This is a genomic window from Litoribacterium kuwaitense, assembly GCF_011058155.1.
Taxonomy (GTDB): Bacteria; Bacillota; Bacilli; order Bacillales; family DSM-28697; genus Litoribacterium; species Litoribacterium kuwaitense.
This window is the reverse complement of sequence record NZ_JAALFC010000010.1, coordinates 1-17,326: the sequence shown is the minus strand read 5'-3', so window position 1 is coordinate 17,326 and position 17,326 is coordinate 1. Positions and strand designations below refer to the sequence as shown.

14 protein-coding genes and 1 pseudogene are annotated in these 17,326 nt (G+C 43.7%); 13 read left to right on the top strand and 2 right to left on the bottom strand.

Annotated elements, in window-relative coordinates:
• Positions 1-15: 15 nt before the first annotated feature.
• The 12 genes from G4V62_RS07760 to G4V62_RS07705 all read left to right on the top strand — a co-directional run bounded on the left by G4V62_RS07760 (position 16) and on the right by G4V62_RS07705 (position 15,108).
• Positions 16-1,047, top strand: coding sequence for an ABC transporter ATP-binding protein (locus G4V62_RS07760; RefSeq protein WP_165200929.1), 1,032 nt, complete (start codon positions 16-18; stop codon positions 1,045-1,047).
• Entirely contained in the window at positions 1,044-2,078 is a 1,035-nt protein-coding gene (locus G4V62_RS07755) for an ABC transporter ATP-binding protein (RefSeq protein WP_165200927.1), read from the top strand. The genes G4V62_RS07760 and G4V62_RS07755 overlap by 4 nt, the downstream gene beginning before the upstream one ends.
• 240 nt (positions 2,079-2,318) lie before the next feature.
• Positions 2,319-3,203: an S-layer homology domain-containing protein gene (locus tag G4V62_RS07750; RefSeq protein WP_165200925.1), complete on the top strand. Its 885-nt coding sequence runs from the start codon at positions 2,319-2,321 to the stop codon at positions 3,201-3,203.
• 532 nt (positions 3,204-3,735) lie between these two features.
• Positions 3,736-4,815 carry a TRAP transporter substrate-binding protein gene (locus G4V62_RS07745; RefSeq protein WP_165200923.1) on the top strand — a complete coding sequence of 360 codons (1,080 nt, stop codon included), beginning with the start codon at positions 3,736-3,738 and terminating at the stop codon, positions 4,813-4,815.
• 118 nt (positions 4,816-4,933) lie between these two features.
• Positions 4,934-5,425: a TRAP transporter small permease gene (locus tag G4V62_RS07740; protein WP_312855454.1), complete on the top strand. Its 492-nt coding sequence runs from the start codon at positions 4,934-4,936 to the stop codon at positions 5,423-5,425.
• On the top strand, positions 5,422-6,696 hold the full coding sequence (locus G4V62_RS07735) for a TRAP transporter large permease (RefSeq protein WP_165200921.1): 1,275 nt from the start codon (positions 5,422-5,424) through the stop codon (positions 6,694-6,696). The genes G4V62_RS07740 and G4V62_RS07735 overlap by 4 nt, the downstream gene beginning before the upstream one ends.
• A gap of 3 nt (positions 6,697-6,699) precedes the next feature.
• Complete coding sequence (locus G4V62_RS07730) at positions 6,700-8,289, top strand: PucR family transcriptional regulator (RefSeq protein ID WP_165200919.1); 1,590 nt, start codon at positions 6,700-6,702, stop codon at positions 8,287-8,289.
• 93 nt (positions 8,290-8,382) lie between these two features.
• Positions 8,383-9,630 carry a M20 family metallo-hydrolase gene (locus G4V62_RS07725; RefSeq protein ID WP_165200917.1) on the top strand — a complete coding sequence of 416 codons (1,248 nt, stop codon included), beginning with the start codon at positions 8,383-8,385 and terminating at the stop codon, positions 9,628-9,630.
• Between the two features lie 4 nt (positions 9,631-9,634).
• Positions 9,635-10,417, top strand: a complete 783-nt coding sequence (locus G4V62_RS07720) for a dihydroorotate dehydrogenase electron transfer subunit (RefSeq protein WP_165200914.1) — start codon at positions 9,635-9,637, stop codon at positions 10,415-10,417.
• Positions 10,414-11,352 carry a dihydroorotate dehydrogenase gene (locus tag G4V62_RS07715; RefSeq protein ID WP_165200912.1) on the top strand — a complete coding sequence of 313 codons (939 nt, stop codon included), beginning with the start codon at positions 10,414-10,416 and terminating at the stop codon, positions 11,350-11,352. The genes G4V62_RS07720 and G4V62_RS07715 overlap by 4 nt, the downstream gene beginning before the upstream one ends.
• On the top strand, positions 11,340-12,734 hold the full coding sequence (gene allB / locus G4V62_RS07710) for an allantoinase AllB (RefSeq protein ID WP_165200910.1): 1,395 nt from the start codon (positions 11,340-11,342) through the stop codon (positions 12,732-12,734). Before G4V62_RS07715 ends, allB begins: the two co-directional genes overlap by 13 nt.
• 862 nt (positions 12,735-13,596) lie before the next feature.
• Complete coding sequence (locus tag G4V62_RS07705; RefSeq protein WP_165200908.1) at positions 13,597-15,108, top strand: recombinase family protein; 1,512 nt, start codon at positions 13,597-13,599, stop codon at positions 15,106-15,108.
• Between the two features lie 25 nt (positions 15,109-15,133).
• On the opposite strand, the gene G4V62_RS07700 is transcribed toward G4V62_RS07705, so the two are convergent.
• On the bottom strand, positions 15,134-15,295 hold the full coding sequence (locus G4V62_RS07700) for a hypothetical protein (protein WP_165200906.1): 162 nt from the start codon (positions 15,293-15,295) through the stop codon (positions 15,134-15,136).
• Positions 15,296-16,241: 946 nt separating this feature from the next.
• On the opposite strand from G4V62_RS07700, the pseudogene G4V62_RS07695 reads away from it, so the two are divergent.
• A pseudogene (locus tag G4V62_RS07695) lies at positions 16,242-16,879 on the top strand (zinc dependent phospholipase C family protein).
• A 237-nt stretch (positions 16,880-17,116) separates the two neighbouring features.
• Here the strand turns inward: G4V62_RS07695 and G4V62_RS07690 are convergent.
• The coding region (locus G4V62_RS07690; protein WP_165200904.1) for an ATP-binding protein at positions 17,117-17,326 on the bottom strand (210 nt) is incomplete at its 5' end.

Genomic DNA, 17,326 nt, shown 5'->3' with positions numbered 1-17,326 from the left:
GGAGGTGTGGATGAGGTGCAAAACGAACAAAAACCTATTTTGTCTGTGAAAGATTTGCAAGTGTCGTTTCACACATATGCAGGAGAAGTTCAAGCCGTTCGTGGTGTGGATTTTGAGTTAAAGAAGGGTGAAACGCTAGCCATTGTTGGTGAGTCTGGCTCAGGAAAATCGGTCACAACGCGCGCGGTGATGGGATTAATCCCTCAGCCTCCTGGAGAGATTAAAGGGGGCGAAATCCTTTACGAAGATAGAGATCTGTTAAAGCTCAAGGAAAAAGATATGCAAAAGCTTCGCGGAAAAGACATCTCGATGATTTTCCAAGATCCGATGACTGCATTAAACCCAACGATGAAAGTTGGGAAGCAGATTACAGAAGGATTAAAAAAGCATCAAAATGTCACAGGACATGAGGCGAAAAAACGGGCAATAGAGTTGCTCAAGCTCGTTGGAATTCCTTACCCGGAAAAGCGTGTTGACCAGTATCCTCACCAGTTTTCCGGAGGAATGAGACAGCGTGTCGTCATTGCTATCGCATTGGCTTGTGATCCAAAAGTGCTGATCGCCGATGAACCGACAACGGCACTCGATGTGACCATTCAGGCACAGATTTTAGAGTTAATGAACGAGCTGAAGGAAAAGCTAGGTATGGCCATTATCCTCATTACACACGATCTCGGTGTTGTTGCAAGTATGGCTGATCGAGTCGTTGTCATGTACGGGGGACAAGTGGCGGAAACTGGTACAGTTGATGAGATTTTCTATCAGCCGAAACATCCGTACACGTGGGGACTGTTATCTTCAATGCCTGATTTAAGCATTGAAGAATCAACGCTTCAAGCGATTCCTGGTTCTCCGCCGGACTTGTCTGACCCACCTGTCGGCTGTCCATTTGCGGCCCGTTGTCCGTATGCGATGAAAGTTTGTATTGATCACAATCCTGCCTTAGAGCCTATCACAGATAGTCAAAAAGCAGCTTGCTGGTTAAATGACGACCGTGCGCCTAAAGTAGAGTTGCCTGAACGTGTTGCAGGAGGGAGGACGTCATGACAGCATCAGATAAAAAGGTATTGATCGAAGTTGACGGACTGAAAAAGCATTTCAATGTAGGTCGGAAGCAAATTCTAAAAGCGGTCGACGGAATCTCCTTTGAAATTTATAAAGGAGAAACACTTGGACTCGTTGGAGAATCTGGTTGCGGAAAGTCAACTGTAGGTCGGACGATGATTCGTTTGTATAATGCGACTGAGGGCGATGTTCGTTACGAGGGACAAACGATTTATGGGAAAAAAACGAAGCAAGAACGCCGGGCGCTTGACCGTAAAATGCAGATGATTTTCCAGGATCCATATGCCAGCTTGAATCCGCGTTTAACGGTTCGTGACATTATCGCTGAGGGCATTGACATTCATGGCCTTGCCTCGAACAGTGGCGAGCGAAAAGAGCGCGTGAATGAATTGCTTGAGACGGTCGGTTTAAACAGTGAGCATGCGACACGTTATGCGCATGAGTTTTCCGGAGGTCAGCGCCAGCGGATTGGCATTGCCCGTGCACTTGCTGTGGACCCAGATTTCATCATTGCTGACGAACCGATTTCTGCGTTGGACGTTTCCATTCAGGCACAGGTTGTAAACTTGTTGCAAGATCTTCAACGTGAGCGAAATTTGACGTATTTATTTATCGCCCATGATCTGTCTATGGTTAAATACATTAGTGATCGTGTCGGTGTAATGTATCTAGGTCATTTTGCTGAGCTTGGTTCAAGCCACGCCATTTATGATGAGCCATTACACCCGTATACACGTGCGTTGCTGTCGGCCATTCCATTGGCTGATCCGGCGAAAGAGCGGACACGTGAGCGGATTGTCATTGAAGGGGATGTACCTAGTCCGGTAGACCCGCCAAGTGGCTGCCCATTTAGAACACGCTGCCCGTTTGCAAAGGAAGTGTGTGCTGAAGTTGTTCCGAAGTGGCAAGAGGCGCGTACGGAGCATTATGTTGCCTGTCACATTCATGACCCTGAATATGCGAGTCATTTTCGCGATGTTGCTTTTGACGCAACAACACCATCGACTCCGTAATTTTTATTAAAAAGGCACACGCTGCGGCAAAGCGTTGTGTCTTTTGTTTCGGTAGTGTGTATCGTATGTAAAGCAACAAACGTTTAAAAAATAAAGGGAAAGCTCTATAAAAAGAGAAAGGTAGGAAAGGTTATATAAAGGTTATTGGAAAAATTAGGTTGATGAAATCACACCCATAAAAAGAAGTGACATTTCGAATTAAATTATGAGAGGGTTTTTGCCATTTTAGGGGGAGAGAGAATGAAATTATTGCCACGCTGGCTGTTGGCGGCCTGTGTGCTTTTATTGGCAAACCTTTTGCCTTCGCCGTCTCCAGCAGAAGCTGTATTTCGTGATGTTCCTTCACATCATTGGGCAGATGAAGCGATTGATTGGGGGTTTGACAACGGCTATGTTAAAGGGGTCAATAAAGAGAATACCCTTTTTAAGCCAAACGCGCCATTGACGAGGGCGCAATGGTTCGCTATGTTGTTCCGCTATCTAGAAGATATACAATTGCAGTCGCCCATCCAACCACAATCATGGTCATCCACTGTTTTAGAAACGGCAGTTTATTATGGCTATCCGATCGTAGCTCATGAAGACGGACGCATCCAATATCGTGTGATGGATGCACCAATTAATCGGGTAGAAGCGGCAGATACGATCGTTTATACGTTTAAAGGGGAGACATTTTGGTATGAGACAGAAACTGTCCGGTGGATGTACGATGAAGGGCTGGCTAAAGGGAAAAAAGGTGAGAATACGTTTGAAGCCTATGAGCCCTTTCAGTCAATGACTCGTGCTGAAGGAATCCAGCTTCTCTATCAAATGGATCGAAATAAACGTCCAGATGTTGATGCTTCTCAATTTCAGTCAAATGATGCTGTTTACACCATTACTTTTCCTAAGCATTTTCAAAAGCTCAAAACTGTATTTCCAGAATCCGATCGTGTAAAAGGGATTCAAACAAGAATGATAGAAACTTTTGAGCAAATGAAACAGCAAATGAATTCAAACACGACTGCTTCATTAACGACAGAAGTCAATCGAATGAAGGTCATCTTGCAATCTCTTGATGATCTAAAGGACACATCAGCTTTGACAAAAATCAAACGGCAAAGACGATGTATCAAAGTGCATTAACGGCAGTGAGATCGTATGATCGTTTTGTTTCTCATAAAAACGAGAAGAACCTTACTGAGTATTATCAGCTGCAAGAGCAAGCCTTTAAAGATATTAAGCAAACTTTGTAGCCTGGTCTCCTTTTCACCTCTGCATATTCATCATCTGATATGCAGAGGTTTTTTAAGGAAGCACGGATTAGTATGTGAAAAAATGAGCAAAGAAAAGGGTGTCGTTTTCCGGCTCACTAGCTAACAAATTAGCCATTTTTAGAATAATTGGTAATTGTCTATATAGCTATATAAAATAGCGAATCGTGTGTGGATTCGACAAAAAACTGTGGTATACTTTCTGACATAGTCCTTTTGTAAACGTACACGAAACCCGTATACTCATCATAAGGGTGAGCGCTATTTAAAAAATGATGTGAAGGCGGTGTCTGTCTCGTTTCGCAAAGCAGTGGTGTACTTTTTGTTTGAAGGTATAGCATTAAACAACTTAATGCGACAACCGATATAAATATGATCAGAAAATTCGAAAAGGGGTATTCGGTATGAAACAATTGTTAAAAGCAGCATCAGGAATTACGTTAGCCGCTATGCTCGCGGCTTGTGGCTCCTCAGGAGGAGGCTCTAGTAGTGATCAAGCCCAAGAGCCGGCAGAGAATAATGGCACGCAAGGAGAAGCGGCTTATGAAGAGCTGACGATTACGTTAAGCCACAACCAGCCCGTTTCCAGCCCGGAGCATATTGGTGCTGAATCATTCAAAGAACATATTGAGACAGAGACAGATGGTGCGATTACTGTAGATATCTATCCAGCGCTGCAATTGGGCGGCTTACGGGAGCAAGTCGAAGCCACACAAATTGGCGAAATAGATATTACATTGCAGCCGTCAGCAGTTGTCTCTCCTTTTGTAGATGATATAAAAGTCGTTGACCTGCCTTACTTATGGCCCGCTGACGCAAAAGCAATGTATGAAGTGCTAGATGGAGAAGCTGGACAAGAATTACTAGGCACTTTAGAGCAGGGTGGCTTTAAAGGTCTTGGTTTCTGGCCTGGCGGATATAAGCTATTTACAACCGGAGAAAAAGAAATCCGACAGCCATCTGACTTTGAAGGGATTACGATGAGAACAATGGAATCCCCGTTACTTATTGAGCAATATAAAGGGTGGGGCGGTAATGCGATTCCTGTGCCATATGCAGAGTTGTATAATTCTTTGCAGCAAGGTGTTGTTGACGGTCAGGAAAACCCATTACAAACAATCTTTTTAAATAATTATCATGAAGTGCAAAGCAATATTATTGAAAGCTATCACGGAACGATGACTTATGTGTTTATGGCAAACCAAATGTGGTATGACGGGTTATCTGAGGATGCGCAAAACGTCATCACAGAAGCGGAAGCTGCCGGGAAAGAGGCGGCACGGGAAGCGTTGACAGAGACTGAGGATGAGTATCGTCAGCAGATTAAAGATGCAGGCGTGAATTATTACGAACTTACGGCAGAAGAAATCGAGGCCTTCCGTAAAGCATCTCAACCGATGCACAAGGAGCTGTACAGCACGCCTGAACAACAAGAGCGTTTAGAGAAATTATATGAAGCGATTGAGGCTGCTACAGCTGAATAATGTAAAAAAGGGCATGGCACCGATGCCATGCCCTTTAATTTACGAGACGGTAACCATTGAAAGCTTCTCTATGATGTGAATATGTTGATTCGAGGTGACAACGAGGAGGGAAGAACGGGTGAAATATTTGGCGAAAATAGAAGAAGCGTTTATCGCAATTACGCTGATGGCGGCAACGCTTGTTTTGTTTATCAATATTGTACTTCGGGCAGGTTTTTCAGCAAATACGACGTGGGCTGAGGAATTTATCCGCTACTGTATGATTTGGATCACTTTCATAGGGTCTGCTCTTTGCTTTAGACGTGGGCTCCATGTCGGAATTGACCTTTTTGTGGAGTTTTTATCGAAGCCCGGTCAAAAGATCGTTCGACTGCTTGTCTATGTATGTTCTCTCGTCATGCTTGTTTTTATGGCGAAGTATGGCTATGATCTCGTTCAATTTAGTCAGAGAACCGGGCAAATAACACCGTCACTCCGCATTGAGATGTTTTGGGTGTATTTAGCCATCCCGATCGGAGCGATTCTTTCGATCATCCATGTCATTGAACGGATGGTAGGCTTATTGCGCGGTCATGAACCGACGTCCGAAGCTGGGGAGGAATCTGTATGATCACGTTTATGCTGATTGCATTAATTGTCTTTTTGTTTACGAGCATGCCGATCTTCGTAGCGATGACGTTAAGTGCGTTTCTAGCTGTGCTGTTTTTTAGTGATATTCAGCCAATGATTTTAATTCAGCGCTTATTTGGCGGAATCGATCAATTCGCTCTTATGGCACTTCCTTTTTTTATCTTTGCCGCCAATATCATGGAGCGTGGCGGATTATCTGAACGGATATTACGCTGGGCACGCGCAATTGTCGGTCATTTAGCTGGTGGCGTTGCGTATACTGCACAGCTGTCGAGCATGTTTTTTGGGGCTTTGAGTGGGTCAAGCCCTGCGACGGTCATGGCCATCGGTAAAATTATTTATCCGGAAATGCTGCGTAAAAATTATCAACCATCCTTTTCGGGGGGATTGCTTGCCTCAGCGGGCGCCGTGTCCCTTGTCATTCCTCCTAGTATTACCCTCATTATTTACGGGTCAGTGACGGGTGTTTCCGTCGGGCAACTCTTTCTCGCAGGAATTGGTGCGGGAATCATTTTAGGCATTTCATCCATTGTTTATATTGCCATTTATGCACGTAAGCACGATTTACACCGTGATAAAAAAGCGACGGCTCGTGAATTTTTGGTAGCGACGCGAAAAGCCGGCTGGGCTTTGCTCATTCCTGTCATTATCATGGGGGGCATTTACACCGGTACTTTCACGCCGACTGAGGCAGCTGGTGTGTCAGCAGTTTATGCACTCTTAATTAGTGTTTTTATTTATAAAGAGATGGATTTGAAAAAACTGTATCGCGTCTGTGTCGATTCAGCCGTAACGAGTGCGCAAGTGCTTGTTCTAGTGGCAGCGGCGCAAGTGCTCGGCTGGATGCTCACACGAGGACAGGTACCACAATTAATCGCTTCATTAATTAGTGAAAACATTACATCAGTCATTTTATTTTTGCTCGTGCTCAATGTTGTTCTTTTAGTTCTCGGTATGTTTATGGAAGGTGTTGCGGCCATTATCATCGTTGCTCCGCTTATTTTTCCAGCGGCGACAGCGCTTGGTGTTGACCCGGTTCACCTCGGTGTCATTATGATCGCAAACCTCGCGATCGGCATGTATACGCCGCCGTTTGGCATTAATATTTTTGTGACGCAAAACATTACGAAGCAAAACATGATTCAGATGATGCCAGGTCTTGTACGTTTCTTAGCCGCGAATATCGTTGCGCTCATCATCATAACGTATGTGCCGGATGCAGCACTCTTTGTCTTGCGGTTGGTGGAGTAAGCTATGGCTGTTACGGTAAAGAGCCTTATGAATACAGGTGGATTGGCGGCATGTAAAATCATTGCTGGTGAAAAGGGAAGCAGCCAGCACGTGTCATCTGTCACAGTCATGGAGGTTCCTGACATCGTTCAGTGGCTAAAGGGTGGAGAGCTTTTACTGACAAGCTTATATCCAATACGAGATGATGCAGAAGCTCAAGTTCAGTTGATTCACGATTTAAAGGAAGCGGGGACGGCGGCTTTAGCGATTAAGCCGCACCGTTTTATTAAAGAGATCCCTCAAAGCATGGTTGACGAAGCGGAGCGTTTGGATTTCCCGCTCATTGAGATTCCGAAGCAGGTGAGCTATTTAGATATTCTTTCCCCTGCGATGGGGGTCATCTTTGACGAGCAGATGGTTTTGCAGGAAGAGGTGGAGCAGGCGCATAAAGTGATGACCGAATCGGCGCATCACTCTCGCGATTTCGCTTCTCTGTTACTCGTTCTTGTTGATTTGACAAAAAATGTCGTCACGCTTGAAAGCTTAAGCCCGATGGTCGATGTGCCTTCGCCTCCATTCAAAATAAAGCCGTTGACGCCTGACCAGCTTGAAGAAATTGCGGAGCTGGAGCGCCCTGTTCAATTCATGAGAGAAGCTGAGTCAGCCGAGCTCGGGGACTGTCTCGTTGCTCCTGTCATGGTTGACAATGACGTCGTCGGTTTGGTGACGTGCTGGGGGGGCGGTCACCGGGCGATCGACATGATGGTTTTAGAACGAGCGTCATTGCTTTTTTCATTAGAGTTTATGAGGCAGCTCGCTAAAGTGGAAGTCCAACAGCAATATAAAAACGATTTTTTGCGCGATCTGTTTTTAAGTGATTGGCTTACTGTCAGTGATCTAGAAGAGAAATCTAAAATGTTTCGCTACGATCCTAAAAAACCTTATGTTTGTATTACGATCGTACACGAGCTTTCAGAAGAAAAGCTGGAGAAGGTTCCCCAGCCTTACCACCTTTTTGAAAAACAAGTGCTGGCTTCATTTCCCGATACTGTGATTGGTTCATTTCGTAGCAATGTGTATGTGCTTTGTCCTGAAGAACATTTTGCTGAAGCGAAAGATTTAATTCATGAACAAGCGTTACGGGAGTTTGGGAAGTCTTGTGTTCTAGGGGCAAGTCGTCCAGGTATTGGTGTGGAAGGCGCGCGAAAAAGCTTCAGGGAAGCAGAACAAACCGTATCGATTGCGAAAGATACTGGGAGGATTGGTGAGCTCGTCCATTTTTCTTCACTCGGCTTACATCGTTTATTTGCTGTCGTTCAAGATGCGGAAACATTGCAGCAAATGTATGAAGAGACGATTGGGCCACTCGATACTTTTGACGAAGAGAACGATATTCAGCTCGTCACGACGCTTGAAACATATTTTTCGTGTAACGAACAATTAAAGTGGACGAGTGAAGCACTGTTTGTTCACGTAAATACGTTGAAGTATCGTCTGCGAAAGGTGCAACAGCTGACCGGGTTAGATGTGAAGATCACAGATGATAAAACGAAATTGTATTTAGGGTTAAAAATGAGAAATCATTTACAAAGAGATTATCGATTAAGACAATGAATTTAATGTTTTATTGTCGGTTTAGACATAGGTGAAGCGAAGGGAGCGAGCGAAATAAGTAAATATAGAAGTTAAAGATAAGGGGTTATAGCTATGGATCACATGCGCATACAGCATTTGTTTAATATCATCAACCAATTTGGCGCGCAAGGCATTGGCTTAAATCGTCTCGCTTATTCAAAAGAAGAGCGCAGCGCCATTCAAGCGCTCTATGAACTAGCTCAAGAAAATGGATGGAACGTTCGCGTTGATGCCATTGGAAACCTGATCATTCGCAGAGAAGGTGTAGGAGAAAAAGGTCTCCCAGCTGTTGCGTTTGGTTCACATATTGACACGGTGTATGAGGCTGGCGGATACGACGGGGTTGCCGGTGTTGTCGCCGGCTTGGAAATTCTGCACAACCTTGATGACAACGAAGTGCGTACGAAACATCCTTTAGAGCTGATCGTTTTTGCTTGCGAGGAATCGGCCCGATTTAATAAAGCGACGGTAGGCAGCCAAGTCATGTGTGGCAAGACGAGCATTGAAAAAATAACCTCCTTGACGGATAAAGAAGGCATTACACTCGGACAAGCTTTAGAAAAAGCAGAAATGATTGACCCGTCTCTTGACCCGAAACGATCCAATGACGAATTTCTCGCTTTTTTTGAGTTGCATATCGAACAAGGGCTTGTATTAGAAGCGAGCGGAAGATCTATTGGGCTTGTGACAGGGATTGCTGCACCAACACGGATGGCGGTCACGGTTCATGGGCAAGCGAGTCACTCAGGAAGCACAAAAATGGGCGATCGCAAAGATGCACTTGCAGGGGCGGCTGAGCTTGTGCTAGCTGTTGAGACAGCAGGCCGAATGGAGGCACCGGCAGGGACAGTGGCAACCGTCGGCACGCTGCAAGCCTCACCGGGAGCAATGAATGTCATTCCAGGAAAAGCAGAACTCACAATTGATATTCGTGGAACCGACGCAGCTTCCAAGCAAAAGGTAGTCCAGCATATAAAACAAGCTGCTGCTTACTTGGAAACACAGCGCGGCTTATCTGTTTCGATCGAGATGCTGTGTGACGATCCACCCATTAAAATGTCTGATGATTTGCTCGATATCCTTGCAGACGCAGCCAAACGGCGAAGCATTTCATTTATAGAAATGCCGAGCGGCGCGGGGCACGATGTCATGAATGTGGCTTCGCTTTGTCCGGCAGCCCTGCTGTTTATTCCGTCTGAAAAAGGCATCAGTCACCACCCTGATGAATTTAGTCGCATTGAAGATGTGGCGCTAGGCGCGCAAGTGATGTACGACGCGATTGTTTCGGTAGCAAAAGTAGCCGAAGGAAGTGAGGGATAAGTCTATGAAAACCTATGCATTGCCAGTGTTAGCAAACAAACAAGTCAGTCAGCGGTATTGGCATATGGTCGTTGACACCTCAGCAGTGAACGAACCAATCCACGCTGGACAATTCTTTCATATTTTATGTCACGATGGCTGGACACCCTTTTTAAGAAGACCTTTGAGCATTTACCGAATATTCTCTGACCGCATTGAGTTTTTGTATTTAGTGAAAGGAGCGGGCACGAAAAAAATGACCGCCTTTCGACCAGGGGACCGGATCGATGTTATGGGGCCATTAGGCGAAGGTTTTACTCTCGAGCCAAATGCTACAAAAATTTTACATTTAGCACGCGGGGTTGGTATTGCGACGCTTGCCGCGATCGCCCAAGAAGCCGCTGAAAAGAATGTTACTTCTTTAGCCGTTCTAAGCGCACGATCGCCGAATGATCTCTTAGCTGCCGATGAACTGCGTGTCTCTGGTGCTGAAGTGCATCTGGTCACTGATGAAGAAGGGACGAGTGATGTGCCAAATGTGAAACGCCTCCTTGAAGAGCTGTTGACGACACATCATATTGATCAAATGTTTACGTGCGGTTCAAACCGGCTCGCAAGACTGGCTCAGGAGTTGTCAAGTACGCATGGCGTCCCCGGGGAAATTGCGTTAGAGGAGCACATGGGCTGTGCGATGGGTGTCTGCTTTGCCTGTGTCTGCGATATAAAAAAAGAAGATGGCGCGCTGCAAAGCGTCCGTGTCTGTAGAGAAGGACCGGTGTTCGGACTGGAGGAGGTGGTGTTGCGATGAAGCTTGCGGTTGATATTGGCAGACTTGTCCTGCAAAATCCAATTATGCCGGCATCGGGGACATTTGGTCCGGAAATGGCGGATTCGCTTGATTTTAACCAAATCGGTGCCCTCGTTCCAAAAAGCATCACAAAGTACCCTCGCCCAGGCAATCCGACACCGCGCGTTTGTGAGACGAGCGCAGGCATGATTAATTCGATCGGCATTCAATCAAAAGGAATCGAATACTACGAAAAAGAATTGATTCCACAATATGCAAAATATTCACCACCATTGATTCCGAGTATCTCCGCTGATTCGATCGAAGAATTTGCGGAAATGTCAGCTCGCCTTGGCGCTCACCCTGATGTTGCTGCACTTGAACTTAATATATCCTGCCCAAATTTAAAAGGGAATGGACTTGCTTTCGGAATGGAAGCAGATACGACATACACGCTTATGAAAGCTGTTCGTCATGTCACTGACAAACCGGTTATCCCGAAGCTTACACCGAACGTCACGAGCATTCAAACGATTGCTAAGGCGGCAGAAGAAGCTGGCGCCGACGCCTTAAATGTCGCCAATACGATGCTTGCGATGGCGATTGATGTCGATACGTGGAAGCCAAAAATCGGTCAAGGAATGGGCGGTTTTTCAGGACCAGCGACGAAGCCGGTGATCGTTCGCCTCATCTATCAAACAGCACAAGCGGTCAATATTCCAATTATCGGCTGTGGCGGCATTATGAACGGTGAAGATGTGATCGAAATGATGCTTGCCGGTGCCAGTGCTGTGCAAGTCGGCACGGCGAGCTTTATCCAGCCAGACGCAATGATTCGTATTTTAGAAGAAGTGAAGTTGTATATGAGTGAACGGGGTATCGATGACATTCATACAGTTATTGGTGCAGCATTGCCTAAAAAAGCAGAAGAGGTGAAGCCTGAATGTGGGATGTAGAAATTAAAAACGGCACGTTGGTTCATGCAGACCGATTAGAGAAGGCGAACGTTTATATAAAAGACGGCAAGATTGCCGCAGTGTCAGCAACGGAGCTTCCCGGAGCGGAAAAAACGATTGATGCTTCTGGTCAATACGTCTTTCCTGGCTTTATTGACACCCACGTCCACAGTCGTGATCCAGGCGGAACGCATAAAGAAGATTTTGCCCATTCCACAAGGGCTGCCGCAGCTGGGGGCATTACGTCTATCTTTGAAATGCCGAACACGAAGCCTCCGGTCGACAATCCGGCGAACTTTGATGCACAAAAAGCAAACCTTTCCGAAAAAGCCTTTGTCGATTTTGGGCTGTGGGGCATTTGTCTCGGCCATTTAAATAACGATCAGCAGCTCCCGCTTGCGAAAAAAGGCGTGATTGGGTTGAAATTTTTCTGGGGCTATGCGGTCCATCAGAAAACGTTTGAGCTCATGTACAATTACAAGCCTGGTATGGAAGACGTTATTCCGCCATTTACGGACGGAGAAGTGTACGAAATGTTTGAGCACGCCGCCAAAACAGACAAAGTGTTTGCAATACATGCGGAAAACAGCGCACTGATTCAACAACTGACAGCTCGCGTAGAAGCAAGAGGTGGCAAAACGTATCGGGATTTACTCGAAGGACGCCCAAGTTTAGCAGAATCATTGACGATTGAAACCGGCATTTCAATGGCCCGAGCGACTGGTGCACGGCTTCACATTCTTCATATAAGTACGAAGGAAGGTGTCGAGCTCGTTCGCAAAGCACAGCAAGAAGGCTTGCCGATCACAGGCGAGACATGCCCGCATTATCTTTTCCTCCATGAAGGAGATTACGAGAAAGTCGGTCCGAAAATGAAAGTATATCCACCGGTAAAATTTAAGGAAGATCAGGATGCCCTTTGGGAAGGTCTTGCTGACGGTACGCTCTCCCACGTGTGCTCCGACCATGCGCCGCATACAGCAGAAGAGAAAGACGGCGATCTTTGGTCAATTCCGGCAGGCATGTGTGGAGTAGAATCGCTCGCACCATTGATGCTGAACGCTGTAAGCGAGGGTCGCCTTGAGCTGACTGATGTATCCCGACTGCTCGCCGAAGGACCCGCCAAGCTTTTCGGTGTCGACAAGCAAAAAGGGACGCTTGCTATTGGAAGCGACGCTGATGTCACGATTGTCGATATGAATGTACACAAACCGATCGTTGAAGCAGAGCTGCACAGTAAAAGTAAAGTAACGGCGTATGACGGCTTTCCAGTGAAAGGATGGCCTGTGATGACGATTGTCCGCGGTCACGTGCAAATGGCTGAAGGCCAGTTGGCGGAGAAAGAGTGCGGTCAGCTCATTTTGCCAGATGATTTATCCTGAGAAAGCAGCGCTTCATCAGGCGTAGTACAGTTAGCGGAGACAGCTTTATCACACTCGTGCTCCGCGGCTAAACTCCGCACGCTCGTTATCTCAATCAGCAAATATGACAAAGCGAAGCCGTTTTTTACAGTCTCGATCACTTTCTATTTAAATTGATATACATCTGAGTAGCCAGCGGACTTTTGCAAAAAATTGAAAGTGGCATTGGCATGCTTCATTGGAAAGAATAGCGATGAAAGAAAGCCGCAGTCGATCCGTCTGCGGTTTTTTATGATATGACGGATGGAGAATGAGCAGAAGGGGTGTCAAGCGGTGAAAAAGGAATGGCGGAGAATGCTCGTTCACGATTTGGCATCACTATATCGGTATTTCCAGCATTATTCGTCACACCTTCATTTCGACTTCGGGGTTTACTTCATTATTTTCTACGCAATTCGTTAATCCTCAAAGACCCGTATGCCATAAATAGCTGTCATTGCACTGTATTTTGCTAAATTGCGAATTTACACATTAAGGTAGAAAAAATAAAATGGTTAAATTTGAGAAGTGAGATTAGAACGGTCTACCTTTCTTTTGAGAACAACGGAAACGATGATAGAGTCAACGTCATGAGGTAAGCGTGAGAAGCTAGATTTGATTTGAGGAGAGAAAGATGCACACATGTACATTAAACAAATGAGATTAATATAGGTTAAAATGTTAAATTGCTGACTTGTCTCAAATGAATGAAAGGATTATGATGATCTAAATCCCTATAAAGTGGAAGCTTAATTGCAGTGAATAGATGAATTGTCAATTATCACAAAGTACAGTCACCTTTTAATTAGCTTTATTATCAATTATACTAAAGGAGACTGATACAATGAAAGGGAGACCTATTGTGAAAGTAGGCATTTATTTAAGAAAGTCAAGGGCTGAGGATGGTACTCAGGACTTAGCCAAGCATAAAAAGTATTTGATTGAGGTAGCTGAGAGGAATGGATGGAGCTATGAGCTATATGAGGAGATAGAAAGCTCTCAGGCTTTAGTTAGACCTGAGCTACAAAGGTTAAGACAGGATATAGGATTAGATAAGATTGATGCTGTTATGGTTCATGCTGTGGACAGGCTCAGTAGAAAACAAAGACATTTCCTAGAGATAATGGAGGATTATTTTGTAGAGCAGGGAATGACTACCCTCTATGTAAAAGATACTGAGTATGACCTTACAGACACTACTACAGTAACAATGCTACAGATACAGGCAACAATGTCTCAGGCTGAGTATAGCTTTATTGTAAATAGATTGAATGAGGGCAGAAAGGCATCTGTTAAGCAGGGAGTCATTACAGGTAAAATTATTTATGGTTATGAATATGACAAAGAAACTAGAAAGATTAAGCCTCATCCTGAGGAGTCCAAATTAGTTAGAAAGATAACTGATATGCTCCTAGAGGGAGAGTCATATAAGGGCATTTGTGACAAGCTCAATACTTTAGGATATAGGACTAGAAAAGGTAATCTGTGGGATATACACAATATAAAAAGTATAGCTCATAGTCCTATTATTAGAGGTCATGTTATCCAACAATGGAAAGATGAGCAGATTGAGGTTAAGAATAGCCATGAGGCTTTAATTACAGATGCTGAGTATGCAAAGATAAAGCAGATACTTGATGATAGAGCTAAAAACTATAAGAGCCTTTCTAAAGCTCCTAAGCATTACTTGCAGGGATTGCTCAGATGCCCAAACTGTAAAAGAGTAATGACTATAGCAGGTAGCAAACCTAAGAGGAGTAAGCTCCCTGATGGTACTCTAGAAAGGTCAGGAGATTATGTATATTACATCAGAGCCTGTAGACCTTATGTTAAACAAAAAGAAAAGTGTGGGAATAATGGATGTCAGGCTGTAGTAATTGAGGATGCTATTAGAGAGCTAGTTAAGAGCTATAAGCATCAGGTAGAGCAGACAATAAAGGAGCTACTAGAAACTGATGCAAAAGAGATAAAGAATAGTAAAAAGTCTGATGTAGATGCTCTTAAAAGAGCCATCACTAAGCTAGAGAGTAAAGAGGAGCCATGGTTAGATATGATAGGGGATGATGATGCTCCTGTATCTCAAGATGTTATCTTTAAACAGGTTGCAAAGATTAAGGATGAAAAGGCTGAGCTGATGGAACAGCTTAGACAAGCTGAGGAGCAATACTCTGCTGTAGATATTGAGCAGGAGATAAAGCATCAGTCTAACATTGTAAACTCCTTAGAGAAATGGGATGACCTGTCTGATGAGCAAAAGAGACAGACTCTACAGATGACTTTTAAGGAGATATGGTATAGCAGATTTGATAAAGATGAGCCTCCTGAGTTGGATGTAGTTCTAAATGGATATGAGTAAAAAAAGAGACAGTCTAGGCAAAGTCCTAAGCTGTCTTTTTCTCTGTTTTATTTACCTTTTGTTTCATCCCTAATAGGCATCTAGCAAAAGCCTCTGTATTCAGTTCTCCATAAGTCCTTACAATAGCTTTACCTGTATTTATAACCTTGTCAGGCTTTCTATTAGCTGTAATATGGTGCTGTTTCATGGTGTATCCTCTCCTTAGTAGTATGATGTGTTCCACTACTATAATTAGAGAGCTTTTTAAAACTGTGACACCTTAACAGCCAATGTCCTCAGATTGCTGAAAATGGAATATGTAATTTTACAGCCCTACCTGCCTAGCTATGCCATGCCTGACCCCCTGTGCTACCCCCTACCTGATAACAGACAATAAATACTCATCATTCTCAGTCTTATTCCTCATCCTGCTCATACTGTCTTAAAGCTCAATGAATGTAATTATCTGTATGATGCAGGTAGAGACAGCTAAAGGTACAAGCATAATACCCCCACATTGTCAATAGAGCTGCAAATGCAGTAGTATCAAGGCTTTGCCAAGTCATACAATATGCTGTATATAGATGCAAGTTGGACTTTATGAGTATTGACTCATCAAAACTAACTACAGTACAGTCAGACAATCCCTGAGCATACTTTTACTACCTTGTCAAATAGCTCATGTCTGCTACTATCTCAGAGGCTCTGACAGTCTTTCTCAGCCCTTCTAACAGCTCCAACACCTCAGCATTTCAGTAGCCCTCAGAATAGCCCCCCTGTGTCCTTTTACAGCAGGTGATAGGTAAGGAATGTCCTGCTCATTTTACAGCGCAGGAGACTACCTCATCCCTTGCTACACCTACAATATGGACTGCCTTATCCTCATATATCCCTGCTTTTTTGTCTGCATAGGAAGGGCAGTCTGTATGGTGTGTTTCTTGAGAATTTAGCAGATTGTATTCCTGAATTTCCTTCTGTTGTTTGTTCTGCATGAGCTTTTTCTCAATGGTAAAGGAGATGATGCAAAACAAGTAACCTCCTATGCCATAATTAAATTAACAGTTCCTATATTTAATCAAGTTAATGGCAGAATAGTTCAACAATTAGCTAGAAAATAATGTTATAATATCCATAAAAAAAGGGAGATGAGTATTTTGGGTTCAAGAATAATGCACCTAATTATTGGTAATAAAATTGCAGATTCTTTATCTATTGAGGATAAAACATCATTTTTGCTTGGTAGTATTGCTCCAGATGCTGTTTTTCATTTGATGAAAAGAATTTATCACATTTCTTTGTAGGTGAAGTCCAAGATTATTCAAGAAGAGTTGATTATAGTGGGTTTTTAACTAAATATAGTTCCATAGTGGAAAATACTAATCCATATATATTAGGATACTATACACATTTAATTGCTGATGATATATTTCTAAGGGGTTTTAACCTTTCTTGGTTAAGAAACAGAATGGATGCTGATGAAGGCTTATATAAGTTATACCATAATGATTTCAGATTACTTAATGGAAAATTATTAGAACACTATGGATTTACAGAAGAACTAAAAAAACAACTTAGTCATTTTCCTACAATTCTAGATTTAGAAGAAGTTAATTCTAAAGATGTTGAAAATTTTGTTCCTTATGCACTTGGAGATATGGAGTATGATAAGGAAGTTATAAATGAACAACTTAATGTATTTACATTTAATCAAATAATTGGTTACATAGAAACATCAGTTGATTTGGGGTTACTAAAAACAAAACCAATTCTTACAAAAATAAAATCAAACTAAAGGTGCTTTAATGGAATAAGAAAGACTCTATCCTCCCTGTCCAATAAGCAGGGGGGGAGGAGTGATAAATGAGCAGAGATTATAACAGCAAAACAAAAAAAGATACAGTTATACTAATAGGAACAGTCCTGCTTAAAGGAGAATGATTTAGTCTGTATTCAACTATTAGCCTGATTAAAAAAGAGGCAAGTGTCAATATCGGGTTAAAAATCCCCAAAAACGCCGGACTAAAATTCCTCACTTTGCTGTTTCTGGAGCTGAAGGCAGAGGAAATACCCCGGCCTTTTTCTTCTCTTCCATGCGATAGGAATCACCTTTGATGCTAAACGTAACCGAGTGATGCAGGAGGCGATCCAATATCGCGGTTGCTAACACGTCGTCTCCAAACGTTTTCCCCCATTCTAGATACGATTTATTTGAAGTAATGATCATAGCGCCTTTTTCATA

Bases quoted from the DNA above. Each gene is read 5' to 3' on its own strand.
- G4V62_RS07755 (WP_165200927.1), top strand. From the start codon at position 1,044: ATGACAGCATCAGATAAAAAGGTATTGATCGAAGTTGACGGACTGAAA.
- G4V62_RS07750 (WP_165200925.1), top strand. From the start codon at position 2,319: ATGAAATTATTGCCACGCTGGCTGTTGGCGGCCTGTGTGCTTTTATTG.
- G4V62_RS07745 (WP_165200923.1), top strand. From the start codon at position 3,736: ATGAAACAATTGTTAAAAGCAGCATCAGGAATTACGTTAGCCGCTATG.
- G4V62_RS07735 (WP_165200921.1), top strand. From the start codon at position 5,422: ATGATCACGTTTATGCTGATTGCATTAATTGTCTTTTTGTTTACGAGC.
- G4V62_RS07730 (WP_165200919.1), top strand. From the start codon at position 6,700: ATGGCTGTTACGGTAAAGAGCCTTATGAATACAGGTGGATTGGCGGCA.
- G4V62_RS07725 (WP_165200917.1), top strand. From the start codon at position 8,383: ATGGATCACATGCGCATACAGCATTTGTTTAATATCATCAACCAATTT.
- G4V62_RS07720 (WP_165200914.1), top strand. From the start codon at position 9,635: ATGAAAACCTATGCATTGCCAGTGTTAGCAAACAAACAAGTCAGTCAG.
- G4V62_RS07715 (WP_165200912.1), top strand. From the start codon at position 10,414: ATGAAGCTTGCGGTTGATATTGGCAGACTTGTCCTGCAAAATCCAATT.
- allB (WP_165200910.1), top strand. From the start codon at position 11,340: ATGTGGGATGTAGAAATTAAAAACGGCACGTTGGTTCATGCAGACCGA.
- G4V62_RS07705 (WP_165200908.1), top strand. From the start codon at position 13,597: ATGAAAGGGAGACCTATTGTGAAAGTAGGCATTTATTTAAGAAAGTCA.
- G4V62_RS07700 (WP_165200906.1), bottom strand. From the start codon at position 15,295: ATGAAACAGCACCATATTACAGCTAATAGAAAGCCTGACAAGGTTATA.